Raw genomic sequence first — 26,863 nt, forward strand, 5'->3', positions numbered from 1 at the left:
ATATCATCTATCTCTTGGGATACAGGGATGTTCCCCTCGCAGTACGTTGCCAAATTGAGGAACTTCAGCGCCTCCTGGATGCGTATTAGGAGTTCCGCTGTGGGCACGTCGGGCAATTTCTTGTGGAAGTAGCACTCCATCTGCGGGCTCAGGAATGCTTCTGTCAACTCCCCGTTCGAAATCGCTGTACGGTTATTTACTGTTTGTTCACGCAACACGTTCCACCATCCGGCTTGCAGCACTGCGCCTGAGCGCGGAGGGCGAAACGCTCCTCAACAACGCCTTTTTCGTGTAGGTGTTCGAGGACCTTCCAGTCYACAAGCAGTGATTGAACCAAAATGACCCTCTGGTCTTTTGTGAGCGGCCGTGTGGGCAGCGCCGTGGATGAATCTTCATTGTCAGACATGAGGTTATGGTCTCCTCGGTATGTGAATCGGTCTGCTCTGTAGAGCGGGGCGCCCGTGGTACTTCCCGTGTTCTTTCCGCTCATTCTCGATACCCATCCCTAAGACGGATAACACTCCGCACCCCTGCCCGCCCGACAGGGAGCACTAANCGCCCGTGGTACTTCCCGTGTTCTTTCCGCTCATTCTCGATACCCATCCCTAAGACGGATAACACTCCGCACCCCTGCCCGCCCGACAGGGAGCACTAACTGGCAGTCATCCTAATATGGACGCGTTACTCCAGCGTTACGACCGGTGACCGCTTTGCAAGGAAATTGATTGTCCCGTGCTCTCGGCTATCGTCCGCCCCTGACCGGCGAGTAGTCGGTTCGAGATGTCCTCAGCGGCAACGTCTCCGTAACAGAAGATGTTCCACGAGAAGATGAAGGACAGGATTCNGCTTTGCAAGGAAATTGATTGTCCCGTGCTCTCGGCTATCGTCCGCCCCTGACCGGCGAGTAGTCGGTTCGAGATGTCCTCAGCGGCAACGTCTCCGTAACAGAAGGTATCGGCAAGCCTGGGCATGCGCGGCATGAGACGCAAGCGCAGGATACGCAACCAGGGCTCACTTGCGTGGTCCAGCACTATTGCTCATGCGGTGCCGGAGTGCTATCCGACACGGACGTCCTCTTGCTCTTGCTGGACGAACGGGATTTGGTTTGGCCGGGCGGGCGGGGTTCGGGCATGGCGGATTATCCGTCCCTGCTGCCTGTGGTCCTTGGTTGTTTCGGTCCGGGGTGGCCTGTCAGGTTTCTGCCGGCCGCGGGAAGGCGCAGTTGAATAGGTCCGTCCAGGCTGTTTCCCAAGGCCAGTCCGCGGGTAGGTGGACCATTAGCTTCCGGGCGGAGGAGGCGATTCTGGCCGGGACGCTGATCAGTTTCCGGCGGACCGTTGCGGTTCGTGCCTTCGCCAGCGTGGTGCCTGACACGGTTGCGGCGGCGCGGGTGAGGTTGAACGCGATGGCGGCCAGGACGAGCCAGGCCGCATTGGCGGTGAAGACACCTGACGGTAAGTGAGCCAGTGCGCTGCCTTTCAGATCGGCGTTGACCTGCTCGATGATCGCATGCACGCGATGGGTCTTATCGGCGGCCACGGTGTCCAGGGTGCCGGTAGTGAAAAACGCGTGGAACCGGTAAGTCTGGAAGATCGTCGGCTGTCCGGCGCCGGCGTGCGGGTTCGGGTCCGGGATCCTGCGGACGACCAGGCGCCCGGTGACGCGTTCAGCCTGTTTGCGGGAACTGAACGCGGTGAACGGTGTTTCGGCGTCTTCGGCTGCCGATATCCACTGCCCGACCGACACACGGCTGAGTTCCCGGGTGAAAATGCCGTCGGATGATCTCAATGGCGAGGAAGTCTCTTGACTCGATGTGTGATGACCCTGCAGCGGGTCCGACACTGCGGTAGCGACTGCGTGCGCGCATAACTCACGGGGCACTCCGTCCTGTCAGGAATATTGTCCTGCTCAACCCTTGGGCGTACAAGTCCGCTCAGCGACCGTTGGTGCATCGGACGCGCCAGACCGGTCCGATGTTTCCGTTTAGACCTACCGCGGGCTCATCCACCAGTACTTTCCGGAGTAATCGTTGGCGTGGGTGCCGGGCGCGTAGTCGGTAGGCGTGCCGAAACCATGGCCGTAGTAGTCCGTCATTTTGCTGGCCCTTCGCATTTAGGCATGGTTGGCTTATTTATTCCGGTAGGGTCGGTGGCCGCCGGCTGCGAGTAGGCATCTGAGTCGGTAGTTGGTGAAGTTGCGGAAGCCGCGGGCGATTCTGCGGGTGGTTTCAATGACGCCGTTGATCGCTTATGCCGAGGTCTGGGTTATGCCGACAAAACTGATGTCGGCTTGTTCGAGGCCGGTTGCTTCGTGATCTTGTCGGCATAGTCAGAGGGCTTCAAGCCATATGAGGATCCCGGGGTCTGGCGCGTAGGTGCCGGGGGCGACCTCTGGTGGTCTGGTCTTTTCCAGCGCGGCGTTCTTTGTCTCCATGTCGGCGTGGAGGTAAATGTCGGTTGTGGAGGTTTGTTCATGGCCAAGCCATAGGGCGATGACGGTGATGTCGACGCCGGCATGCAGGAGGTTCATGGCGGTGGTGTGCCTGAGGGTATGCATCGTGACGTGCTTGGCACCTATTGACGGGCAGGGCTCGGTGGCAGTGCGGACGTGGGTTGCAAGGCGGCGTTCGATGGCGTCGCGTGAGAGCGCGTTGCCGCGGGGGCCTGGGAACAGTGCAGTGCCGGGCCTGCTGTTGCGTTCGGTGAGGTAGTCGAGCATTTGATCCCGGGTCATGGCGCTGATTGGGGTGGCTCGGTGCTTGCGGCCCTTTCCCTCGCATTCGATGTACGGGCTGGTGCCGGTATGGATGCTGGTGGTGGCAAGGCCGATGAGTTCGCTGATGCGCAGTCCTGTGTTGACGGTGAGGGCAAGCATCATCTGGTCACGTCTGCCGGTCCAGGTCGTAGTATCCGGTGCTGCCAGCAGTGCATCGGTTTCGTCTTCGCTGAGGTAGCTGATCATGGGCTTTGCGGTCTTGGCGGGTGGGATGGTGAGGATGCGGCGGATGGTCTCGGCGTGTTCTGGATGGTCGGGCAGAATATGGGCGAAGAGGACCCGAATCGCGATGAGTCGCGCATTGCGGGTGGCCGCCGTGTTGGCCCGCTCGTTGCTGAGGTGGTCCAGGAATGCCGTGATCATGTCGCGGTCGATGTCTTCGAGCCGTATCTGGTCTGCGCTGGTCACGGTGGTGGCACAGACATGCTTGATTAGCAGCCGCCAAGTGTCGCGGTAGGAAGCGATCGTGTTGTCGGAGAGGTTGCGCTGGGTATGGACGTAATCGGTAAAGAACGACTGCAGGGCAGTAGCGAGGTAGGCCATGGCGATTCACTCCATCGTGATGTTGGTGTCGATGCGGTGGGCAGCCAGTGCCAGGAGCTCCGGGACGGCTTGGATATACCAGTAGGTGTGGGACGGGTTGGAGTGGCCGAGCCAGGTTGCCAGCAGGCTGAGCCTTGCTGCGGGGTTGCCGTCATCGGTGGTGTAGGCCTGGATCATCTGCCGGGTAGCAAAGCTATGGCGCAGGTCGTGCAGGCACGGGGCCGGACCCTCCCATGTGAAGTCTGCTGCTGCGCGGATCCGCTGGAAGTGATCTTCCACGGTTTGCCGTTGGTAGGCCGTGCCCCTGGTATTGACGAACAGGGGCCCGTCGGGCTGCGGGCTCACAGCCTGGCGATGAGGGCTGGACTCGTAGCTGACTAGCGCATCTACCGTGGTGGGGTGAAGCGGAATGAGCCTGTCGGGGCCGTGCTTGTTCGCCCGGACCAGCACGGTGAACTCGGGCGCATGGATGTCTTGATGTCTCAGTCGCAGGACCTCCCCGACCCTCATGCCGCTGACGGCCAGCAGGGCGATGATGGTCGCCATCGTGGCCTGCACGAGCACGGGTGTGAATACCGTCTGGCAGACGGCGACCAGCGCATCGACCTCATTTTGGGTGTAGATATGGGGCCTGCGTCGATCCTTGCCAGCGTTCAAAGAGCTGGCCGCAGGGATCTGAACGTCCAGTCCCAGGGCCTGGCAGTAGCGCGAGAAGCCTCTCAGTGAGTTCAGGCGCTGGCCCTGGTATGAGCTTTTGAAGCTGCCAGCTCCCCGCGCCCACGTGGCCGCCTCCGCGGCGGTGAAAGCTGCCCGCGTGTTCCCGCAAGCCCACAGCCAGTTAAGAAATCGACGGGTGTGGCGTTCTTCCTCAATGAGTTGGAACCCCAGTGCGTGCCGCCGGCTGAGGTAGTCATTCAGGGCGGCCACGAGGACTGCATTGACCGGCTTCTCATTCACGGCAACTTCCCCCACGCCGGTGCCAACGGGCGCAGCGGCGCCATGTCGACTCGCGCATACGTCACCGACGAGGCGATGCTCGCATGCCCTAGGAGTTCCTGGACCTGCCTGAAGTTCCCGCCTCCGGCGAGGATCTGGGTGGCGGCCGTGTGGCGAAGACGATGAGGATAAACGCCATCAAGGCCGGCAATACGGGCATGCTTGAAAATGATTTCGGTAATACCTGCACGCTTCAGGGCTTTAAGGGGTGGTAGGGAACGAATGAAAACACCACGTTCCCCAGGCTCCGCCCGTCGGACTCGCAAGTAGTCCACCAGCGCCTCACCAACATCAACGGGCATCGGCAAAACGAGGACGCGTCCGCCCTTGCCGACCACCCGCAACGACGGCTCCCGCCAGTTAACGTCCTCCAGCGTCAGGCCAGCGATTTCCCCCACACGCACTCCGAGGCGGACCAACATCACGATGACCGCCATATCGCGCCTGCCGGTCGGGCTTGCCAGATCTACTGCACCCTTCAACACCGCAACCTCGCCAACGCTCAGTCCCTTGGGCAAACCCGAATGGATCCGCCGAGGCGAGAGGACACCGAAGACGATCCCACTCTTGACCCATCCGTTGTCCGCGGCCCAGGTAAGCAGGCCACGTAGCAGCGCGGCCGTGCATTGAGCCGTAGATGAGGAGTATCCGGCAACAGCACGCAGGAGGAAGCCATTCGCCATCGCGACATCGACGCGTTCCCAGTCCAGTTCCCCGGACCGTTCTTCGATCAGCTCCAAAAAGGGTTCCCCGACTCTGCGGGCCTTGTCGATCCAGCTGGTGCCCCGGCCTTGTTCCACCTCAAGAAACCGCAGCCACTCCGCCAGGCATGCCTCCGCAGGGCGAGGCTGTGCGTGGATTACCGGCGCAGATCTGAGGCGACCCGTTTCATGCAGGAACCGAAGAACCGCGGAGACATTCTCATTGGCCGAACGATGCTCCGGGTGGCGTTCGTTGTCCTCCCGGACCATGCGAACTGCACGCCCTGCATCCAGGCCACGAAGCCTGAGTTCCTCGGTGACCATCCATGAGCCAAGACGCGCTGCCGCGCGGACATGGTTGCGTTGCGTGGCAGGGGCGTAACCCTGCGTGACCAGCCAGTCGATCAGCTCCATCATCACTGCGGCCAGAGGACCACCCTGGAGACGAGGCCAGATCTTCTCGTTCCAACTACCCGCTGGAGGGCCTACATTCCTGGCACCGGCCGAGGCCCCAACATTACCTAGACCGTTGCGGGCAACAGCTTCCGCACCCTCAACATGCATCGGATCATCCATGACCCACACCCTTCTCTTGTCAGGAGAAGGGGAGACTCTCACGCCGCGACTATGCCGACAAGATCACGAAGCAACCGGCCTCGAACAAGCCGACATCAGTTTTGTCGGCATAACCCAGACCTCGGCATAAGCGATCCAATGCCGACATCGGCATTGGATCGCTTCGGTGGGGCCGTTGGAGGCGCCCCGGGTGTCGAAGTAGGCCAGGATCGCGGTCTTCCATTGTTTGAGTGTCCGGCCGAGGCGGGCGACTTCCGGGATCGGGCAGGTCGGGAATGCTGTGATCACCTCGGTCACGAGTTCCCTGCCTCGTTCCGGTCTGGCGTGGTAGATGTTTCGCAGCTTCTGGTAGCACTGCCAGGCGAGAGTGACTTCGTGTCCGGGGTCCCCAACGGTGAGTTTCGCATCGAGCCGGGCGGCCTGCTTCTCGGTGAGGTGTTCGCCGCCGATCTGCAAGGTCCGGCGGATGCCGTAGAGCGGATCGCCCTTGCGGCCGCGATGGCCCAGGGTCTCCTGTTGGACGCGGCGGCGGACCTCGTCGACCATGGCTGAGCCGAGCTTCACGACATGGAACGCGTCCAGGACGGTGATGGCTTCGGGCAGCTCGTCGCGGATCGCGTTGGCGTAGCCTCGGAAGGGATCCAGCGCGGCCGTTTTGATGCCGGCGGTGAACCCGGTGCCGCGGTCTTTGAGCCAATCGGCGTAGGCCTTCCCGGACCGGCCCGGAACCAGGTCCAGCAACCGGGCATGGACCATGCCGTGGGCGCCGCGGGTGTGGTCCACAATCCCGGTGACCATGCCGGATCCGGGTGGGCCGGTGTGGGACCAAACATGCTCATCAACGCCGAGCGCGTCCACTCCTGTCAGCCGGTCCGTCGCTGAGATCCGCCGGGATGCTTCCACCCGCACGGCGTCCCACACGGTGTGCCAGGAAACGCCGAGCTGATGGGCCAGGGCCGAGACCGAGGTATCGAAACGCTGCAGCGCATCGGTCGCCCACCCGGCGGCCCTTACCGTGAGTTTCGCCCGGGATCCCGCCAGCGGATGGTTCTCGGTGACCGTCGTTCTCGGGCAGTCCGGGTCCGGGCACCGCCAGACGCGCTTGGCCCACAACAACCGCACCGGCCGGCCGAAACACGGAATGTCATGGAGCCGAACCCGCCGACGGCCATGGCCCACGGCAACTACGCCGCAATCCGGACAACCGGTGACATCCTCCCCGGTCTCGACCCCCAGAACCAGGCCGGCCCTGGTCGCCGTGACGGAGCTGACGTGGATGCCCTCGACACCTAGCAGCGCATCAGCGCGCGTGCACCACCGGCCATGGGAACAAGACATAGAGTTATTCATGTCAGGGTCTCTTTTGGGTATTGGTTTGCTTGGTCGCAACCAATTCAAAGAGGCCCTGACCTCTTTCCCGCCACACCACGCCGCACCGAAAACATCCAACCCCGCGGCGACACTTTCAAACTGCCCTAACCACGCTCATCTGCGAAGGGCCATTTTGCTCCAGTCAACAGACGGCATGCCGGTCCCCGTCCTGAGCCTGGGGGAAGGCAGAGACGAACCAGCCGGCTGCTGTTGCGTCAGCCTGCGCTGATACTCAAGTTCCGCTGCGGCAGCCAGCCGCCGCTCTTCCACAACCCCGGCCGCGACCCGGGGCCACGAGTCTCGAAAGCCCGGCGTAACGACTCCCGCAAGTTCCACCAGCGCCGGGTGACCATAAACCCAATCGGCGTCGAGCGTTGTCCAGTTCGTCCATTTCTCTAGTGCGTGAAAAACACCAGTCCCCCGACATCACCGCAGGCCAAAGCGTCGGCCCGCGAGACCACGCGCCGCGAGCCACGTCAGGATAAAGATGCCGATCTTCATGGTGGCGCTGCTGGCCGACGTCCAGGCAGGTCTGAATTCCCCGGCGGCCCGCTCCCTGTCCTTCGGGTCGGCGGAGAAGTGTGAGCGGCAGCTGTTCGAATCGGCGTGCCTAGCCCGCGCCGCGCGTCACCGCACTGAGGAGAGAAAGGGGAATGCTTGTCAAGGGTTTCCCCTCACTCACTTGCGTAAAAATAACGTTGGATAGGGTCAGTGCAGTTAAACCGTAAGCAGCAAGCCATCTTGTATCTCTTAGCCGCAGGTAATCAACAAATTCCCAACGTTGGCGTTCAATCTTCTTTAATGTCTTAAGATCGATAATTATCCCAACCAGCGCGAGATAGCTACACAACAGCAGCACAAACCTTGCCGCGTCCCAGGGCCCTTCCCTTAACGCTTGGACGACTAGAAACTCGGCACCTACTGCCGCGCTCGGGATCATCCCTAAAACAACGCCCTTATGAAATCCTCTCCGCCCAGGTATCAACGGCCACAGCGCGCCGAGTGAGAAGCTGGCAAACAACCACAGCAACACTTCGCCAATCACCCAATTGATAGCAGTTATTGTCCCCGCCATGTCAGCGAACCAGTCTTTGGCAATGCCGGAGTCAATGGCCACAAAGGAGTCATAGGCTACCACAGGTATGGCGAGGAGGAAGCCCGTCCGAGCCGCATAACGGGCGTTCCGCCACCAGTCGGCAAACGGCCCCAAGGCAAGGGCTTGCTCCTGTTCCGTCAGTTTCCAATCATTTTCCCGAGAAGAACTCTCACCGTCACCACGCGCCGCCTCTGCTTTCCTTGGCAAAAGCTCCACGAATTGCCGGAAAACGGACGGTGTAGACGTCGCCTCACCCTTTTCATACTGCCGTTCCAGCGCCTCATTGCGGCGTTGCTCGGCAAGATTGCGTTTGCTAGTTTCGAGGAGTCGGCACTGAACACCTTCAAGAACTTGGGGATTGCTGAGATCTATGTCAGCGAAAAGAGGATGATCCAGACGAGGCGTGCGCCTACTCAGCGGCCACAAGAACGCAAGGGCGATGAGGAACTGGAGCGGGAACACAATCCCCCTGTACTCTCCAGCAGTTCCAACAACGGCAGCAGCGAAAAACAGCATAATGAACGGCCTCATGGCTGATGCTGGGACGGCTGCGAGTGAGCCGCCTTCGGTGGAAGCATGACTAGCGAGCACGGCAAGCCCTGACAAGAGCACAGCATAATAAAAAGCCAGCGGGAGCCAATGCCCGAGAAAATCCGGAATCCAAGGAAGATCACTTAGAAGCTGATCTCGTACGTCTGCAATGCTTCGCGGTCTCCCCGGGACCAGGGCGAAGCGATCGTCCCATTGCCCGCGGACGTGCACCGACTGACCGATCACTGCGATCCCTACCAGGAGGCCGATTACGCATCTTACAACAGGCCGCTCTAATGCCATCCAGACGGCGCCGCGAAGGCTTATCATTCCCATCAACGTACTCAGCAATTTCAGCAGGACCGTTGCGACCACCCAGACCAGCAATATTCCGAGGCCCACATGGCTGAGATACCCCATGCGCACGATACCGCTCAAATTTGAAGCGACCCAGTCCACATTCCGAGTTTCCAATGTGATTAGGCGGGGTCCAAAATAGAGAAGTGCGCTTACGGGAACCACTACACCGACGAGTATTACTGCGAAACGTTTTTGAAGCGTGAGACCGCAAAATAGCGCCACGGCAGAAAATACGATTACGGCCCACACACGCTCAGATACTATTGATGGATCTTTAATTTCGCCAAGGTTGTATAGGATGTCAACTATGATTGTAGCTATGCATACAATGATGGCCAATATGCATACATTAATTAGGCGGTGAACGCCTTCACGCGCTCTTCTTGACAAAGTTTGATCTTGGGAAAGAATCGCTTTTCTTACGTAGGCATAACGGCAGGCAAACAATAATACTAATGAAAAAAAGAGAATCCACGCAGCCCTCGAGAAAAAGATTACCGTTGCACCGTTGAGCCAGTTGGCCAGCGTAAAATAGATATCAGGAGACCAGGACGGCTGCAGTTCCAACCATAACGGGGCGTGAGCGTGTCCAGATAACTTCCAACTGGCTCTGGCAGGTGACTCGTACTCCTCCGGTACTTGCGATGAATTCGCTAATGCAAATCCTTGTAAATCGATCGTTACTTGCCAGGCGGCATCTCGGATACCCTCTGGTGGACACAGAACGACCAGAATACTCCTTCGAACCTGACGCTCGGGTGCAGAGCTTGAACAGTCATCAGTGCTTTCTGCGCCATATTTGAACCGCCACACGCCCAGGTCGACAGGGATTTGCTCATCCTCATAGCGATACCCGACCGTATCGCGTACCGTGGCACGTCCATTTTCTATGGCCACCGTCGGCGGAGACGAACGATACGCCCCTGAGGCAGCAGGAAAGAGACATTCCACGGCGCTCATGAATTTCGGCGAACTTGCTGATTGCGTGAGCCCCGCCATCCCTGGCCAGCCTGTCTCAAGCTGCACCTTTGTTTCAGTACGAAACATAGGTCGATCGTCTAACGCAGAAGCCTGTAATCGAGTCGAAACCGTCGCTTTGGATAGCGCTGGATCTTGACAATTGTAGGGCGAACTTGAAGAGCCGGTCTCTTCATCGAGTGGTCCCGCGAGAATGAACCCAGCTGCGACGATCGATGCCACCATGACGACGACGAATACGACGAGCCATCTGTCGACTGCCGCTAGTGGCGACTTCATGATGAGTATTCCTTTCCGGTTCCCGGGTTACACGATATGCCCGGTTCTCTGGAGAAACTCGATTGTGGCCCACTATCGAGTCAGTTACAACTCATTCTGGTTGGATAACCAACACGGCTGTACGCTGACGAAGTAGTGAACCCTTGTAGTGTCCCCCGCCGGCTATAGCGAGCTGAGCACGGCCCAAGACTCCAGACGCCATCTTTTCGCGCGCACTTTCTCGGCTTAGGTCTTATGTATTGGCCACTAAGCGTCGTCATCCTCGGCTCAAATGGCAGGGAGCCCAACGCCTCCATCTTCCCCTGCCCATTCTGCTAAACGACGAAAGCTACGAGGCCACACCGGTCTTTCTATGCCGCCTTCCGTTCCCGCCACAGCAGCGACATCACGAACGTCACGGCGCTGAGCGCCAGCATCACCAGCACCACGCGGCCCCAGTTCTCCTGATTGACGCCCGTGCGGTAGAAGATGCCGATCATCACGGTGGCGCTGAGGGCGCCGACGTACCGGCAGGTCTGGAAGATCCCGGCGGCCACTCCCCTGTCCTCCGGCGCGGCGGACAGGTACAGCCCCTGGTTGGAGGCGATGCTGACCGACCCGTACGGCACGCCCATCAGGGCTGTCAGCAGCGGCACCAGCAGGATGGCGAAGGATGCGGTCAGGAACCAGAGTGCCGCTGCCGCCACTGCCAGGAGGGAGGACGCCGGCGAGCAGCACCCGACGGACGCCGAACCTGTCGATCGCGCGGACCGCGAGTGGGGTGACGACCACCGACATCGCCGCCAGGGGCAGCATTAGCAGACCGACCAAACCGGGGTTGTAGCCGGCGGCCTCCTGCAGCAGCTGCGGCAGTCCGAAGAACGCAAAGTAGTAGACGCCGCTGAACACCGTGAAGCCCAGGTACACCAGCAGCAGCGGCCGGTTCCTGCCGAGCAGCCGCAGGTCCAGGAACGGCCGGTCGAAGCGCAGCTCCCGCCAAGCGAACAGCATGGCGAGGACCATAGCCCCGCCTAGCAGCCACCAGCGGTAGCCGGGCAGTGCATTCAGCAGGCCCATGAGCAGCAGCACTAGGCTGCCGACGAAGGCGAGGATGCCGGGGATGTCCGAGTCGCGCAGCAGTGTGGCGATGCTGCCCTGTTCCCTCCGCTCATCTGCGGGGGCCACCTTCCGCACGATGAGCAGGGCGGCCAGCGCCAGCGGCACGTTGATCAGGAACAGTGCCTGCCAGCCGACCAGGCTCACCAGCAGCCCGCCGACGACCGGGCCCACGGCCGCCCCGGAGGTGTTGGCCATCTGGATGCGGCCGAGCGGCCTTGTTGAAGTCGTGTCGGCCAGTCTGGCCAGGGTGCCGATCATGACCACGGTGCTGGGGTACGCCGTCGCCGTTCCCAGCGCCATAGCGCGCGGGCGATGCAGACGAACACGAAGTTCGGAGAGAAGGGTGCCAGCCCACAGGACACGATCACCAGCGCCATGCCGAGCATGAAGAGTTTCCGCGGCCCGAACCTGTCGGCAAGCCGTCCCATCAGCGGCTGGCCCGCTGCGGAAGTGATGTAGAAGGCAGTGATCACTCAGCGACGCTCCAGCCGCCGCTAACATTGCATAGATGGCGCCGATAAGTCGTTGAGCCGGGGCTCGGCATGAAGAGTGCCCACGCCAAGTATCGCCGACAAATGCCCCGCGGATCGCTCCGGACGAAATGGCCTGCAGAGGGCTTCGACAGGTGTCTTACGCCCAGTGTTTCGCATCCTTAGAGATACGAGGCATGGGTTCGCGTCCCTGTGGCAAACGGCCATTTCAAGCTGCGACGTAACCGCCTCGGATGGGCAAACAGTCACATCTGCCCATCCTCCGGGCAGGTGTCGCCTGGTTCGCATTTCGCCGCCTTGCTTGAGCCAGGGGCATAGCCCGCGTTGGCGCGGCAAGGACGGATGCGGCCAGGCCATGCCGCACAGTCGTCACATCGTTTATGGAAGTGTCCAATCGAAATCACGAGGGCTGAGTAGCCCCTTGTCTGGGTTGAAGGCAAGGATCTCGAACTGTCCAGACTGAGGGTCTACGTCGCCGTCTATGAGCCGAATTCCAGACCAGACGCCCATCATGCAGAGCCCTGGATGTTTTCGGGCGTGATCGACCTCATTGCGTGTAACTATGACCGAGTGACCTCTACTTTGCGTGCCTTTTGCTTCGAGGAAAATTCGCTCGGTGCCCCTGACGGCCACGGCGTCGTACGGGTGGTTTTGCCGGGTGTCCGTGACGGTCCAGCCTTGGTCCCGGTAGTGACGCATGAGACGGTCCTGTGCAGCATCCTCAATCGCTTTACGGATGGCGGAGTCCACTTGCAGCCCTTGGCCGCGCATCGGAGGTGTCCCACGTCCTGCCAGGAAAGTCGGAGTCCGTCAGGACAGTGATCTCGGGGTCCGGGTCATACGAGACTGGGTTCCTCCGGTATTGAACCTGTGTGCCGATCAAGGCCCGGTGAACCGGATGCTCAGCCGGCAGAACGCGGCCCCGGAGAGCCTTTTTCTGGACGCCTGTGTGGTTATCCACCAAGGTCTCATGATCCGGACCATCAAGTTCCGCGACCAGAACGATCAGGTCTTGATAGTTGAGCGCTGCCCAGCGCTCAGTTGCGATGCGACTTCCGTTCAAGGACCAGATGCCGCGGTTATGATTCCAATGCTGTTCCGGCGTTGCGTCAGGGTCGTAGCCCCACCAGTCTCGTGGAAGCGGGTCATCGCTGTCAGCATTCGGTCGATGAGCCTGATGTTGATAACCATGAATCGAGTATCGCCCACTGATGCCAGACGCGGCGCGCACGACCGCTGGCCCACACCAGGCTGGCGCATCGCAGCCGTTACCTTGTCAACGCGAACAGCAAGGAAGTCCAACTCCCCTTCGATCCACAACGAGGGACACAGTTCTCCCACTGCTGGGCGGCGAAGGAATCGCACCGGGGGCATATGAATCTGAGAGCGCGGTGTTCCGGCTGCGGGTGCTCTTGCGGCATGGCAACAGCGTGTCACACGCATCACGCAGGTGACTTCGTACCCCTTTGCCCAACCCCATTCGGTGCCTCGAAACCTCTGCGCCTCGAAAGTCCAAGGCTCCGGGACATAGATGCTCACTGTTGTGGCAAACCTCCATTTCAAGCTGTGAATTAACCGCCACTTTTGGCCAACCGTCTCAGGTTGAAAGTCCGGCCACAGCTGTGGACACAAACGGATTGTAGGCGCTCTTTGGGGCCAGGCCCTTCGCCTGTAGGGCGTAGACTCCAATAATGACCCCAGGTGCCAGGCGGCATTTATTTCCAGCGCCGCTCTCCGCGCCGTCGATCGCATCCTCTCCACCGCATACGATCTGTTCTCCCGGAGGGGTGTCCGGGATGTCGGCGTCAACGAATTGATCGAATTATCCGGGGTGGCCAAGTCAACGTTCTACCGGCACTTCCCTTCCAAGGACGATCTTGTCCTGGCAGTTCTTGCTCTGCGGGAGCAGATCTGGTTTGACGAGATCATGGCGGAAGTACAGCGCCGCAGCCACACTTCCGAGGAAGAGCTGCTGGTCATCCTTAACGTGTTTGCTGAACGGCTTGGTGACGGCGGATACCAGTCCAACATGCTTATCAGGGTCCTGATGGAAATGGGTCCGGACCATCCTTTGGGCAAGGCCTGCGTAGGATACCTGGCAAGGATCCGGGGGCACGTGCAGACCCTGGCCGAAGATGCCGGGCTCGAGCGCTGCGGTGAGTTCGCCCGGGCGTGGCACCTCCTGCTGAAAGGATCCGTCATTTCAGCCATGGAGGGCGATCCGCAGGCCGCTGAACTGGCCCGGCTCATGGCGAATCGCTCATTGAACGCCACCATTGCATACGCTGACCCTCAAACGCCCTGTTGGCACCAAAGCCTCGTCCGGGGATTGCTACGGTGAAGGGCTGCCCTTCGACTGCTGCGCGGCTTTGATGGGCGCGGGGTGACGCGGTCGTGACCAAGCCGCTCCGGCCCCAGGTACTGAGGGCGCAGGTCGAGGCCGCGCTGGGGTTCCAGCAACAGGAGCCGTGACGTGTGACCGGCAGGACTGACTGTGGGACGGGAACATGCCCCGTAAGAGTCCGGGAACCGCCTGGGACCTGAACTCATGCAAGACGGATGTGATACGGGAGTTGTGGGCACTTACGCTGGGCGCAGTCTGGTACTGCCGGACGGGAGTCGGCCTCGGCAGCCCAGGTCCTTGCGGTTAGATATGAGCAGACCACAGGTGAGGGGAAGACTGCGGGGAGCGTCCTTTATGCCTCTCCAGCGACAAACTGGCTTATCGACCCCACACCCTGCCTTTGGCCACCGGACCAGGCCTCCGTATCGCTGTCGGAAAGTTGAAGACGATGACAGGGGTTTCGCCGACGATGTGCTGGCGTCTTCGGCCGTGACGCGGAAGACGATGATTCCGTCTCGCCGGTGGACCGCAGCTTCCGATGTTCCTCAGCTCGAGGCTGTCGGCCAGTAACGCCGCGATAACGGCGGCAGGAGAGACTGAGTGTCGGCCGGAAAGCCGGAGTCCGCCCAGTCCAAGTGGGCAGGTAGCGGAGTAGGGCAACCCGCGCTCGTGGATCAACGGTGCTCAAAAAAGCAAGAGTTTCGGTGACAGAAATGCAAAGACTTCTAATTTGTGGACAGGGGCGGGCGCTCCCGATCTTCTGCGCATGCCCTGATCTGTAGGAACACATGCCTCTGAACGAATACGGCGTTCTCGCGGCCCGGGCGGTGGACCGCCGCCGGGAAGGTGCCTCGGACACGCCCCACTACCAGATCCATCTGCAGGACGACGGCGGCAGGCACTTCCGGGCGGCGGTCAACGTCGAGTCCCAGCAGTCGCCCTCGGAACTGCTGTACCTTGCGGACGACAATTTCCGGCATCCGGTCCTGGGTCTGCTGCCCAGCACTGGATCCGGCTGGACGCCGCTGCCGTCCAGGCCGGCCCATGCCAACCTGGACTTCATCCGCGGCAACTTGTTCGATCCGGCTGCTATGCGGCTGCTGCCGCCGGACGCGGCAGGTCCGGACAATGATTTGGCGGACCTGCTGGACCACTATGTGCTGCGGGCCGTCGCCGACCCCGAGGCCGGACTGTACGTTTTCGGTGAGCGCTGGGGCCCTGAGCAGGGGAAGGATGACAAGGTCTTCGGGTTCTCTTCGGGCAACGGGGTGCACGATGTCCATATGAACCAGGGCAACAACGCAGCCTTCCGCCGGGACGACGGCGGGTGGCAGGACGGAGGCCTGCTCCTGCACTTTCCCGGTGAGGACCGCTGGGTCGCGGTCTTCCTGGCCTTCCAGAGCCAGGCCTGGCACACCGACGACGCCACGGGGCACACCATCGAAGGTACGCCACCGCGTCCGGGACCGGGTGAGCTCCAGATGCAGATCCTAGCCGCGCTGGTCAACCCGGCAGGCCCGCCCGAGGCAGAATCGGTGCTCCTACTTAATGCTTCCCCGGAGACGGCCGACCTGACCGGATGGCGCATTGCCGACCGGCTGAAAAACAGTTGCCCGGTTCCAGCCGGCCCGCTGGCGGCCGGTGCGCTCCTGCAGCTACCGGTCGCCGATGGCGTGCAGCTTGGCAACAACGGTGGCGTGATCACCCTCCTGGATTCACACGGTTTGAAGGTCCACGGCGTGTCGTACACCGCGGACCAAGCCCGCAGGGAGGGCTGGACCCTGACCTTCTGACCCATCGGCGTTTCCGCCGGCGTTGCCACTCTCCCGTGGACCCCACTCATCACCGTGTCGGCACACTCGCAGGAAGATCCGGAGCCATGACAGGTGTATCCGTAACAGTCGACCGGTTACTGCGCACTCCCGGTCCGCAGCTTGATGAGCTCTTCCGCCAGTCGCCGTCGGACCGGACACCTGCCGGCGACGGAGACGGCACCGTCATCTTCGCCCCGGGATCGCCCTTTAGCGCAATAACGGCCGGACTCGTCCGCCTGCTCGCATGGAAGGGCAAGACCTTCGACCCGGGCACCGCGAGTCTGCGCAACAGGATGGGACCGTTGGGCAAACAGGCCATCCCGGCGAAGGTCTGCCACGACGCGAGCTGGCTCGACGCCAATCCGGCGATCATCCTCGACTACAGCCGTTCGGCCCTCGTGGCCCGGCGGATCCGCGACGAGATCCGCGAGGTGGCCCCAGGGGTGTTCCTCGGCATCGTCTACTGGAACAGCCACAAAGTCCTGAGGTTTGCCCTGGAGTTCACCAACGCGGAGCGAGGCCGGCCAACGCCGCATGACATGAGGAGTTACCCGATGAAGAGTCTCAAGAACGGTTCCCAAGCCGCGTCGAAGGTACACACTGATACAGCGGGCGGCCCAACAGCACGAGAGGGAGGGCCGGGCGCACCTGCAAGCCCATACCGGAATTCCCCCTTCTGGCGGTTGTACGACGCCCTTGCGCTAAAGCTGGACCACCAACGCACGTGGTACCGGCTGCCCAAGCCGCTGGGTCTGCTCACCCTGATCGGCGTCCGCAACATTCTGCGCCAGAACAACCTCGTCGACACGACGAACCAGCCGCAGGAGAACCCGCCAGTGCCGCTCCCCTACTCATCATCCGTGCTCACCGAACGGACGGCGGACGGCAGCTGGAACGACCTCGACCAGCCTGCAATGGGCATGGCGAACACACGCTTCGGCCGCAACGTGCCGATTGACAGCACACGCCCGGATCCGCCGGACCGGATCCTCGAACCTAACCCCCGCGAAGTCAGTCGCCGGTTGATGACCCGCGACCAGCTCATCCCGGCCTCCGGCGGCAATGCGCTCATCGCCGCCTGGCTGCAGTTTATGATCCGCGACTGGTTCAGCCACGGCAGCGGCACGAACGAGAACCCCTGGATCCTGCCGATCGGGACAGGCGATGACTGGCCGGCACCGCAACTCATCGTGCCCCGAACCTCTGCGGATCCCACCGCTCCGGCAAACTCGCCGCTTCCGCCCACCTACAGGAATGTGATGTCCCACTGGTGGGACGGCTCGCAGATCTACGGAGGCAGCCTGGCCGAGCAGGGCGTCCTCAGGTCCCAGCAGGGTGGAAAGCTACGCATCGACAGCGGCGTGCAGCCCTTCCCTGACGATCAGGCAGCCAACCCGACCCTGAAGCCGGGATTCTGGTTGGGCACGGCCATGATGCAAACCCTGTTCGCGCTGGAGCATAACGCGGTCTGCGACCGCCTCACCGCCGCCTATCCAAACTGGAACGATGAACAGCTGTTCCAGCGCGGCCGGCTCATCACGGCCGCGCTGCTGGCGAAAATCCATACCGTCGAATGGACACCCGCGGTCGTCGCCCACCCCACCTCAGTCACGGCGCTGCACGCCAACTGGTACGGCTTAGCCGGCCGCCGCCTGCACGATGTCTTCGGCCGGATCAGCGCCGACGAGACAGTCAGCGGCATCCCAGGATCGGCCACGCAGCACTACGGAGTCCCCTACGCATTGACGGAGGAGTTCGTGGCCGTCTACCGGATGCATCCCCTGATCCCGGACGTATTCGACTTCAGGGCGGTGGCGGACGACGCGGCCACGCTGGGCCCGAGACCGTTCGACCAGCTGACCGGACCCGCCGCCGTCGACCTGCTGCACACGCAAAAGCTGGCCGACCTGCTCTACACATTCGGGACGATGAACCCAGGGCTGGTCACCCTGCATAACTATCCGAAGCACCTGCAGACGTTCCGCCGTCCCGACGGCAAACTCATGGACCTGGCCGCAACCGACATTCTGCGCAGCCGCGAACTCGGCGTCCCCCGCTACACCGAATTCCGCCGGCTGCTCCACCTCCCGGTCCCCCGGACCTTCGACGAGCTCACCGGCAACCCCGACTGGTCACGTGAACTCAGTGACGTCTACCGCGGAGACATCGACCGGGTGGACCTGCTTGCAGGCATGTTCGCCGAACCGCGGCCCGAAGGGTTCGCTTTCAGCGACACGGCCTTCAGGATTTTCGTCCTCATGGCATCGCGGCGCCTAAACAGCGACCGGTTCTTCACCCGCGACTTCACCCCGGCTGTCTACACACCCGAAGGCGTGCGCTGGATCGACGAAAACACCATGGCCACCGTCCTGCTTCGCCACTGTCCGGAACTTGCGCCTGCCCTCCGTTCAGCGGTCAACGCCTTCACCCTGTGGCCGCGGATCAACCGGCCACAGAAGACCGCCAGCGATCACCGGCCCTGACCCGCCGGCAGCACCTTCCCGCCGCTTCCGCACAGGACCCATTGCCCTGCCGTACTAACCGTTCTCGGCCGGCGGCGAACGGCGCGTCTCCCGGGACCGGAGGCGGACGAGGTTTTTGCGACGATCGGCCGGGACACGGCCCGACTAACTCTACAGAATGGCATTCGGAACGAGTATCGCGCTTCTACCGCACAGCGGCATCATGCCCGCTGCAAGAGGCAGAGTGCGCAACTCCATGCCGCGCGACCCACGTCAAAAGCAGGGCCATCACCTCTGCCAATATGGCTGCACTCTCTCCTTAGAAGTTGAAGTCCGAGGCGAACGACCGCTTCAGCATGTAGATCGCCTACCGTAAACGCGCCACTGATTCGTGCCGGGGATAAGTTCTTCGCGCCGAAACTCCGCACAGTTGCTGTCGTCGTACACGTCCTTGACTGAGCAGCATGCTCGCGTTCTTGTAGCGCGCAGGGTGGTCGGTCGAGTCCTGATCGAACGAGAGCGTGGTTATCCTGTTAGCTGGCCGGCGGTCGGCGGCCTTTACGGGGGTCGCCCAGGAAGTCGAATGATGTGTTTCCCACAAGGACCCGGAGAACATCCTGCTGGTCCTTGCGGACGGCCAGATGTGCTGAACACATGCCGGTGGGGGCGGCAGAACAGACGGATCGTGGATGTGTCCGTCAGTACTGACAGTAGGCGCGTCCTAGCCGCCACTGCGGCGGGTGCGGCCCCCTGGCACGGCCATGAAAAACGGACCTTGGAGCTTCCGGCCGCTCCGAAACCCGTCTCGGCCACGCTGCCCCCTCCGGCAGGGACTTTGGCTGTCAGCGGCTCGCGCTGGATCGCGTTGGTCACGCACGGCCAGCCCGTGCCCCGGATCTTTGACGCCGCCGCGCACAAGTTCACGATTCCCAGTAGGACATGGAGGCGGGCCGAGCTGACGCCGGACAGTTCCGCCTTGACCATCTCCGGACACCCGGCAGCATGAAATTGCGCCTCGGAACGCCTAGGAGTAACGCGGTGATAACGATGCGCTGATATACAAGGGTCTTAAATAATAAGACCGGGGGCCTAGTCTCGACTCGACGCCGGGCAACGTGGGTTGACTATGCACTGCTGCAGCGGTCGGCCGCACCTGAGGGCATGTGCCTGGCAGACAAGATAACGGGGCAAAACGGGGGGATCCAGAGAGGAATGATGATATGGCGATCAGCCTCAGTGAAACCGGGACCACGGTGGAAAAGAATGCGGCAGGCCATTGGCAGGCGCATATCGGCATCTATCTGCCGGGAATTGCCTATTGGGACGGTTACCGGGTCCAGGTGCGCATGATCCACGCGAGCGACCAGTTTGTCCGGGGCATCGAGCCGAAGGTCTTCGATTTGTTCTGGCATGATGATTCCGATCTGGGCCTATGGGACACAACGGTGGATTTGACCGCCCACAGCGACGGCAACTTCGGACAGGAGGGCAGCTACCTTTACCGGTTCCAGCTGCTGAACCACGACCGCGTGGTGACGTTCTGGTTTTCAGATCCCTTTGCCCGGGCGACCGGCAAGGGCAATTTGTCGGCCTTCACCGTCGACAGTGCCACGGCCGGTTTCAGCTGGCACGACGCCGGGTTCGTGGTGCCGGAGGTCGACGAACTGGTGGTCTACGAGGTGCACGTGGGCGAATTCAATGACACCTTCGACGGGCTTGCCATCCAGCTGGATTATCTCAAGGGCCTCGGCATCAACGCCATCGAGTTGATGCCGGTGACCAACGTCAAGGAAGAGGTCGAATGGGGGTACACGCCGCTGTCCTACTTCGCGCCCGATGACCGCTACGGCGGGCCGGAGGGCATGAAGCGGTTGGTGGACGCCTGCCACGGCAAGGGAATAGCCGTCATTTTGGACGCCGTATACGCCCACGCTCACCCCGAGTTTGCCTACAATCTGGTGTATGAAAGCTCGGGCCGGCCCAATCCCATGATGGGCCCTTTCGCCGAAGAATTCTTCGACCGGCCGGGCACGGACTTCACCCGCGAGTTCACCCGCGACTACTTCTTCACCGCCAGCAAGTACTGGCTCGACGAATACCACGTCGACGGATTCCGCTACGACTACGTGCCGGGGATATTCGACGGTCCAACCGGCAGCGGGTACGCGGACCTGGTCTACCGCACCTACACCCACACTCGGCAGCCGGGCGTCTACCCACGGTTCCGGCCGGACAACGAATACAGTCGGGTCATCCAGTGCGCCGAGCACCTGCCGGACGCCCGCGGCATCCTGCGCACCACGTACTCCAACACCGCCTGGCAGAACGGGCTGCTCGACGAGGCGAACCGGCAGGCGGATCAGCCGGTCCAGGTATCGTTTGCGCACCAGCTCGACCCCGAGCTGATCGGCTACCCCAGCCATTACACCAACCCGGCAACCGGCGACATCATCCCCGTGGCACCCTTCCAGTATCTCGAATCGCACGACCATAGCCGCTTCATCAACCAGTTCGGTCCGCAGGGACCGTCCGACCTGCTTGGCCAGCCCTATGGAAACCGCGACCGCTTCTACAAGACGCAGCCCTACGTTATCGCCCTGTACACCGCCAAGGGCGTGCCCATGCTCTGGCATGGGCAGGAGTTCGCCGAGAACTGGAGCGTGCCTGGACAGGGCCTGGGGCGGGTCCTGTACAGCCGCCCACTCCACTGGGAGTACTTCTACGATGCCCGGGGCAGGTCACTGATCCGGCTCTACCGGATCATGGCCGAGCTGCGCTCCCAACATCCGGCGCTGGGCAGCCGTGGCTTCTTCTACTATTACGACGATCCGGCGCACCGGCAGAACGGGATCATCGCCTTCCGCCGCGAGGCCGGGACCGACGGCGGGGCTCCGGCCGAACGCTTCGTCGTCGTACTCAACTTTTCCGGCCAGGACGCCGATGCCTGGGTCGAGTGGCCAAAGGCTGGCCGCTGGGAGGAGCAGATCGACAAGGCGGACAATCCGCAGGCTCCCCTGCAGGTCCCCGCCGACGGCGATGTCCTCCCGGTCCGCATCCCCTCGAACTACGGCGCTGTCTACTTGCATACACAGGGCTGACCCCGCGCACCGTCGTCAGGACAGCGCCCCCGGAAACGTTGCTTTGTCGCCGGTTACCCGGAATCTTCACCGTGGACATCCAATCGCCGTGGGACTCCTGAAGGGCGGCGGGAGGCGTTTCCCCGGCCGGTGGGGACCCGGATCTCGATCGCGTTACTGAACTGACCATGGATTCGCGCCGGTTCTCGCAGGCTCGGCGCGCTGCGGTCGCGGGCAGTTGTCCCCCCATCGGAAAACCAGCTGCAAGCCTGGTGGAGGGATTGTTATGGAACTCACCACGGTGTCCTCGTGGGTTGCCAATCAATCGAAGTCGAAGACGGCAACGACCGGGGCGTGATCGGATTCGGGTATATACGGTCGACCGCGAAGGCTGCCGACTCGTCATCTGCCTTACCAGGACGCCGTGTTGGGAGACCCGGAACGAGCCCGCTAGGGCATTCCGGAGCTGGGGGATCTTGGACCGCAGCCGCCCCAGAGACAGGTCGGCAAGGACCGCCGGATCATTTTGCCCAGCGAGCATCGCCTCCAGGATCGCCCGCCCCGACTTCGTCAGGACCATCGAGGCGACGCTTGAGAGCTTGATGCCGGCGTCCTGCAGAATCTTCTCCAGCCGCTGGATGGCCCCGGGTGCGTTCCCCCACCAGGGTCCTGCGGTACCGGGTGAAATCCCGCAGCTCCCGGATCGGCGGCGGCACGAACGAGGGCCGCACGAGGCCGGGTTCGACCAGCTGGGCGATCCACGCCGAATCGGCGACGTTCGGTTTTGCGGCCGGGCACATTCTTCATGTGCGCCGCGTTCAGCGGCCCCATCTCCGGGATCCGGTCCTCGAGCAGATAGAACACCGGTTTCCAGTACACACCCGTGAACTCCATCCCCGCCCGGGTCACCCCCTCGGCAACCAGCCCGGGGGTGTGTCCGTGGAAAACGTGCGCGTCGCGTCCTCGCGTTCCCCTTGGATGTCGTCGGCCGCCTGACCGTGTCCCGGTGGACATCGAGCCCGACACAAAATTGAACTATCTCCTCCAACGCCGACCTCCTCCGCATTCCGCCAACAAGGATGAGGGCCGTCAGTCAAGGACTCTGAAGTTCGCGCTCCAAGGCAGCACGACCGGGTGCCCACAACCCTCCACTCCACACTGTTTTCCGGGCTCACGGGCAGCAAGCCGGCCCGACGTGCGCTGCCACAAGCTTTTGGGCTTGGAAGGGATGCCCAAGCTCTCGGCCGGCGACGGTTCCTCCTGGGCTGACTCCGTTTCCCGGCACGCCGTCCTTCTCGTCCACACCAGAACGAAAACTCTCACGCCCTTGTTGTCTCTCCCAGTCGGTCATCGACCCTGATCTTCAGGTGGGCCTGTTCGCCCAAGATAGGAAGTGACTTAGCGATGTCAGGTAAGTCCACCCGACAGGCCTGGCCGTCCCGGTCTTTTTCAAACGTGAGTGCTTGGCGGCGCTCTGGCGGGAGGCCTTCGGTGATCGGGTCATTGAGGTCATTGGCTCCCCGAACCTCACTATTCCACGCGGCCCAGGCAGTGAGCCCCTCGCCTGCCTCGTTCGTCCCGACGTCCACGATAAGAGTGTCTGACCAGTCAGGCACCTGCTCCAGGTGCTCCCGGAAGCGGAAACCGCCGTCGCTCTCGACCAGCTTGAATACGCGCAATGTGAGGACGTAGCGAAGCCTGCCGCCATGCCGGGCAGCGCCGACCTCCTCATGTCGCTCGCGGGCGAGCTCTGCCTCGTGGCGCGGGTCCATGAGGAACGTGCTAGCGAGCGGCACAGGGGTGTCCGCCGTGTCGACGTGCCGGGCTAATTCCTCGTTTATCTGGATCGGGCACCAGTGCTCGGCCGTCTGCTCGCTCAAGACGATGGGCAGACCGCGCACCGTCAGGCGCATGTCAGCCTGCCAGACCGGCCAACGGTCTTCCTCCGGCCAGGTGCTCATGTCCGAGGGATAGGCGGGCACCCCCCGCAACATGACGGTCGCACCCCATCGGCCGAAAAGGAACCGGCGCAGGCTCTGATATCCTTCCTCCGAATTGACCTCACCGTATCGCCCAGAATGCGATCTGTGGACATAAGCCCGGTGGGCGCCGCGCACGTAGGCACGCTCGATCCGAACGAGGCCGTCACTCTTGGGACCCACGACAAGCCGGGGCTCTCCATAGTCCTCGGGATCAGTGCCCACCAGACAAAAGATCCGCGAAGCAGGCAGAACCTTTGGATCAACCGCCTGGGGATCCCAGTCGTCCTTCGGCCGGGGGCGATCACCGAACTTCTTCCCCGGCGTCAAATAGCCGTACATCTTAACCGGCGAGAAGATGTCCGAACCGGCCGGCCCAAAGGCCTCCTGAACCCAATCCAATGCACCGATCTCGAACGCGATCCCGCCATGCGGGGTCCCATAGGTGAACAACCGGGCGACGATGTCCTTCGCAGCTCGCCTGCCCCGTTCCGCACACACCTTCTGGATCATGCTGCGGCAGATGAGCCCGCCCATGGAGTGGGCGACGAGAAACACCTGCTCCGCACCCGTCTTCGCGCGTACCAGCATCACAAGGTCGTACAAACCTGCCGCCGCCTGCTCAATGTCGAACCCCTTCGCGCTCACGCTCTGCTGGAGCCTGCCCCACAACCGTGCGAGAACACCTTCCGGTGCCGGTTCGGTAAACGTCGTGGCTGCCTGGTCGTAGAAGCGGTACACCCACAGGGACTCCATCGGCAGCGAACCATCCGCGGCATCCTTGAGGAACTGATGCTGGTCACCGCGGACAAGGAGACGGTAGTTCTCATCGACCATCAGCCGCAGCATTGGCCCTTCGAACTGATAAAACGTAGGATCACCGTCCCCACCCACCCGCACGTGCGTGGCTCCCTCATTGAACCCGTAAAACGGATCGTCAACTTGCGTATTTATGCCGGCCGTAGGCCCCGCATATCCACGAAGGTAAATAACTGGAAGTCTCTGCATTACAGCCTCAGGCACCGCAACCGCTGCTCCTCGATGATCTTCATTTCCATATTTCCTCTCGCCCTTACTAAACCAATCGTGGCGAAGGAACCGTTACGCAGGCGTTACCAATTCATGATTTAGGTGCTTTCGGCACCGGATGTTAACGCCAGCCGAAAATAGGGCCAGGAACGCCAACTGAAAATAGGGCCACCGACCATTATGGAAGGTGATCAATTTGGATGATTGGGCGGAGATACGCCACCTGTTTTCGACGGGCAAGCACTCGAAGCGGGAGATCGGCAGGATCGTGGGTGTTTCCCGCGGAACGGTGGATCGGGCGTTGGAGTCGGATCGGGCGCCGAAGTATCAGCGGGCGGCGGGTGTGTCGAGTTTTGATGCGTTTGCTCCCAGGGTTCGGGAGTTGTTGGTGAAGACGCCGACGATGCCGGCGGCGACGCTGGCGGAGCGGGTGGGCTGGTCTGGTTCCGCGTCTTTGTTCCGGGCGAAGGTCGCCGTGATCCGGCCTGAATACGCGCCGCCGGACCCGGCTGACCGTCTGGTCCACGAGCCGGGTTTCCAGGTCCAGTGCGATCTCTGGTTCCCTCACGAGCCGCTGCCTGTCGGTGCGGGCCAGAGCGATACGCCGCCGGTGCTGGTGATGACCTCGGCGTTCTCGGGATTTATCCAGGCCCGGATGCTGCCGTCGCGGACGACGCCGGATCTTCTGGGCGGAATGTGGACTCTGCTGCAGGACGCGCAGGCGGTCCCGTCGCGGCTCTTGTGGGACAACGAGTCCGGCATCGGCAGGCGCCGGCCCACGGAGCCGGTGGCCGCGTTCGCCGGTTCGCTGGGGTTGGAGATCAAGCTGCTTCCGCCGCGGGATCCGGAGTCCAAGGGCATGGTCGAGCGGATGAACAGGTTCTTCCGGCAGCGCTTCATGCCGGGCCGGGATTTTCGCTCACAAGCGGATTTCAACGGCCAGCTGGAGGACTGGCTGCCCAAGGCTAATCACCGGTACTCGCGGTCTCGCCACGGCCGCCCTGACGAGCTGATTGTCCTGGACCGGGAAAGGATGCGGGAACTGCCGCCGGTGACCCCGGAGGCAGTGTTCCGCAACGCGGTGCGGCTGCCGCGGGATTACTACGTGCGGGTGTTCTCCAACGACTATTCCGTGGACCCTTCGTTCATCGGGCGGATCGTGGATGTCGTCGCTGATCTGGACACCATCTGGGTGACCCATGAGGGTGTCATTATCGCCACCCATATCCGGGCGTGGGCCCGGCACCTGGTGGTGACCGATCCGGCTCACGTGGCCCGGGCGGCGGTGATGCGCCGGGACTTCCGAACCCAGCGGGTGCACCGCCCCGAACCGTTGGAGTCCGTGGAAGTGCGGGATCTGGCCGCCTACGACGAGATCTTCGGCATCGACCTCGGCCAGCAGCCTGCGCATCTGGAGGTGGCCTCATGACCGGAACACCGTCACAGATCGAGTACTACGCCCGGGCCCTGCGCGCACCGCGGATCAGCGATGGGTTCCGCCGGCTCGGGGACCAGGCCAGGGATGCCGGCTGGTCCCATGAGGAGTACCTGGCCGCGGTCCTCTCCCGTGAAGTCTCCGAACGCGAAGCTTCCGGAGCGGCGACACGGATCAAGGCCGCGAGGTTCCCGGCCCACAAGGACCTGGAGGAGTTTAACTTCGATCACCAGCCCTCCGCGGACCGGAACCTCATCGCGCACCTGGGCACGGGGGTGTTCCTCTCCGAGGCCAAAAACGTGGTCCTGCTCGGACCTCCCGGCACCGGTAAAACCCACCTTGCAGTCGGCATCGGTATCAAGGCGGCCAAGGCCGGGCAGCGGGTTCTCTTCGATTCCGCCACCGGCTGGGTCGCCCGCCTGCAGGAAGCCCATTCCCGCGGGAAACTCGCCCAGGAACTGGTCAAACTACGCCGCTACGGGCTCCTCATAATTGATGAAGTGGGCTACATCCCGTTCGATCAGGATGCCGCGAACCTGTTCTTCCAGCTCGTCTCGAGCCGCTATGAACACGCGTCCATGATTCTGACGTCCAACCTGCCGTTCGCCCGGTGGGGTGACGTCTTCGGAGACCTGACCATCGCCTCGGCCATGATCGATCGGATCGTCCACCACGCCGACGTCATCAGCCTCAAAGGCAACAGCTACCGGCTCAAGAAACACCAACCCGCCGCCAGTACGGCACAATAGAACAACAACCCCGTGGCCCCGTTTTCAATTGGCACTAACCCCGATTTTTCATCGGTTGTCTGGTTCCGGGCGCCGGGCCGTGGAGGCGGCTTCGTGGGCGGGTGATCGGTGATGGGCGTGGGCTGCCGGTCCCTTGTGGTCTGCCAGGGGGTGGCGCCGGTTCCACGTCCGGCTGGTGG

General features: G+C 62.2%; 14 protein-coding genes and 4 pseudogenes. 7 read left to right on the forward strand and 11 right to left on the reverse strand.

Going from position 1 to position 26,863, the window contains the following annotated elements:
* Window positions 1–1,191: 1,191 nt before the first annotated feature.
* From ASG92_RS16665 to ASG92_RS16685, 7 genes and pseudogenes are all read right to left on the reverse strand, one after another.
* Window positions 1,192–1,737, reverse strand: a pseudogene (locus ASG92_RS16665) (transposase); the annotation flags it as partial.
* 252 nt (window positions 1,738–1,989) lie between these two features.
* Complete coding sequence (locus ASG92_RS30315; protein ID WP_277309567.1) at window positions 1,990–2,112, reverse strand: hypothetical protein; 123 nt, start codon at window positions 2,110–2,112, stop codon at window positions 1,990–1,992.
* 15 nt (window positions 2,113–2,127) lie between these two features.
* Window positions 2,128–2,247 (reverse strand): annotated as a pseudogene (locus ASG92_RS28405) (transposase); the annotation flags it as partial.
* An 81-nt stretch (window positions 2,248–2,328) separates the two neighbouring features.
* The gene (locus ASG92_RS16670; protein ID WP_056630585.1) at window positions 2,329–3,318 is read right to left on the reverse strand and encodes a tyrosine-type recombinase/integrase; all 990 of its coding nucleotides are present in this window, start codon (window positions 3,316–3,318) and stop codon (window positions 2,329–2,331) included.
* Between the two features lie 6 nt (window positions 3,319–3,324).
* Window positions 3,325–4,275 carry a tyrosine-type recombinase/integrase gene (locus ASG92_RS16675; protein ID WP_162256334.1) on the reverse strand — a complete coding sequence of 317 codons (951 nt, stop codon included), beginning with the start codon at window positions 4,273–4,275 and terminating at the stop codon, window positions 3,325–3,327.
* Complete coding sequence (locus tag ASG92_RS16680; RefSeq protein WP_082579564.1) at window positions 4,272–5,591, reverse strand: tyrosine-type recombinase/integrase; 1,320 nt, start codon at window positions 5,589–5,591, stop codon at window positions 4,272–4,274. The genes ASG92_RS16675 and ASG92_RS16680 overlap by 4 nt, the downstream gene beginning before the upstream one ends.
* A 63-nt stretch (window positions 5,592–5,654) precedes the next feature.
* Window positions 5,655–6,770, reverse strand: coding sequence for an ISL3 family transposase (locus ASG92_RS16685; RefSeq protein ID WP_240987172.1), 1,116 nt, complete (start codon window positions 6,768–6,770; stop codon window positions 5,655–5,657).
* On the opposite strand from ASG92_RS16685, the gene ASG92_RS29905 reads away from it, so the two are divergent.
* Window positions 6,738–6,884 (forward strand): hypothetical protein, encoded by a 147-nt coding sequence (locus ASG92_RS29905; protein ID WP_240987173.1) that lies wholly within the window; start codon window positions 6,738–6,740, stop codon window positions 6,882–6,884. The two genes, ASG92_RS16685 and ASG92_RS29905, sit on opposite strands and share 33 nt — an antisense overlap.
* Before the next feature lie 688 nt (window positions 6,885–7,572).
* Here the strand turns inward: ASG92_RS29905 and ASG92_RS28410 are convergent.
* Both ASG92_RS28410 and ASG92_RS16695 read right to left on the reverse strand, forming a co-directional pair.
* Window positions 7,573–10,206 (reverse strand): DUF6185 family protein, encoded by a 2,634-nt coding sequence (locus ASG92_RS28410; RefSeq protein WP_157372263.1) that lies wholly within the window; start codon window positions 10,204–10,206, stop codon window positions 7,573–7,575.
* Window positions 10,207–10,556: 350 nt separating this feature from the next.
* Window positions 10,557–11,777 (reverse strand): annotated as a pseudogene (locus tag ASG92_RS16695) (MFS transporter); the annotation flags it as partial.
* Between the two features lie 1,768 nt (window positions 11,778–13,545).
* On the opposite strand from ASG92_RS16695, the gene ASG92_RS16705 reads away from it, so the two are divergent.
* The 4 genes from ASG92_RS16705 (at window position 13,546) to ASG92_RS16725 (ending at window position 21,513) form a co-directional block, all read left to right on the forward strand.
* Window positions 13,546–14,136: a TetR/AcrR family transcriptional regulator gene (locus ASG92_RS16705; RefSeq protein ID WP_346763000.1), complete on the forward strand. Its 591-nt coding sequence runs from the start codon at window positions 13,546–13,548 to the stop codon at window positions 14,134–14,136.
* 791 nt (window positions 14,137–14,927) lie between these two features.
* Entirely contained in the window at window positions 14,928–15,932 is a 1,005-nt protein-coding gene (locus ASG92_RS16710; RefSeq protein WP_056630599.1) for a DUF2278 family protein, read from the forward strand.
* An 86-nt stretch (window positions 15,933–16,018) separates the two neighbouring features.
* A complete protein-coding gene (locus ASG92_RS16715; protein WP_200951998.1) occupies window positions 16,019–18,436 on the forward strand; it encodes a peroxidase family protein in 2,418 nt (805 codons plus the stop codon).
* 1,199 nt (window positions 18,437–19,635) lie between these two features.
* On the forward strand, window positions 19,636–21,513 hold the full coding sequence (locus tag ASG92_RS16725; protein ID WP_056630605.1) for an alpha-amylase family glycosyl hydrolase: 1,878 nt from the start codon (window positions 19,636–19,638) through the stop codon (window positions 21,511–21,513).
* Between the two features lie 418 nt (window positions 21,514–21,931).
* Here ASG92_RS16725 and ASG92_RS29910 read toward each other — a convergent pair.
* A pseudogene (locus ASG92_RS29910) lies at window positions 21,932–22,386 on the reverse strand (transposase); the annotation flags it as partial.
* Window positions 22,387–22,811: 425 nt separating this feature from the next.
* The gene (locus ASG92_RS16735; protein ID WP_200951999.1) at window positions 22,812–24,308 is read right to left on the reverse strand and encodes an alpha/beta hydrolase; all 1,497 of its coding nucleotides are present in this window, start codon (window positions 24,306–24,308) and stop codon (window positions 22,812–22,814) included.
* Window positions 24,309–24,687: 379 nt separating this feature from the next.
* On the opposite strand from ASG92_RS16735, the gene istA reads away from it, so the two are divergent.
* Complete coding sequence (istA, locus tag ASG92_RS16740) at window positions 24,688–25,929, forward strand: IS21 family transposase (protein WP_056630615.1); 1,242 nt, start codon at window positions 24,688–24,690, stop codon at window positions 25,927–25,929.
* Window positions 25,926–26,684, forward strand: coding sequence for an IS21-like element helper ATPase IstB (gene istB / locus ASG92_RS16745; RefSeq protein ID WP_056630617.1), 759 nt, complete (start codon window positions 25,926–25,928; stop codon window positions 26,682–26,684). Before istA ends, istB begins: the two co-directional genes overlap by 4 nt.
* Window positions 26,685–26,863 lie beyond the last annotated feature (179 nt).

The organism is Arthrobacter sp. Soil736 (assembly GCF_001428005.1).
Lineage (GTDB): Bacteria > Actinomycetota > Actinomycetes > Actinomycetales > Micrococcaceae > Arthrobacter.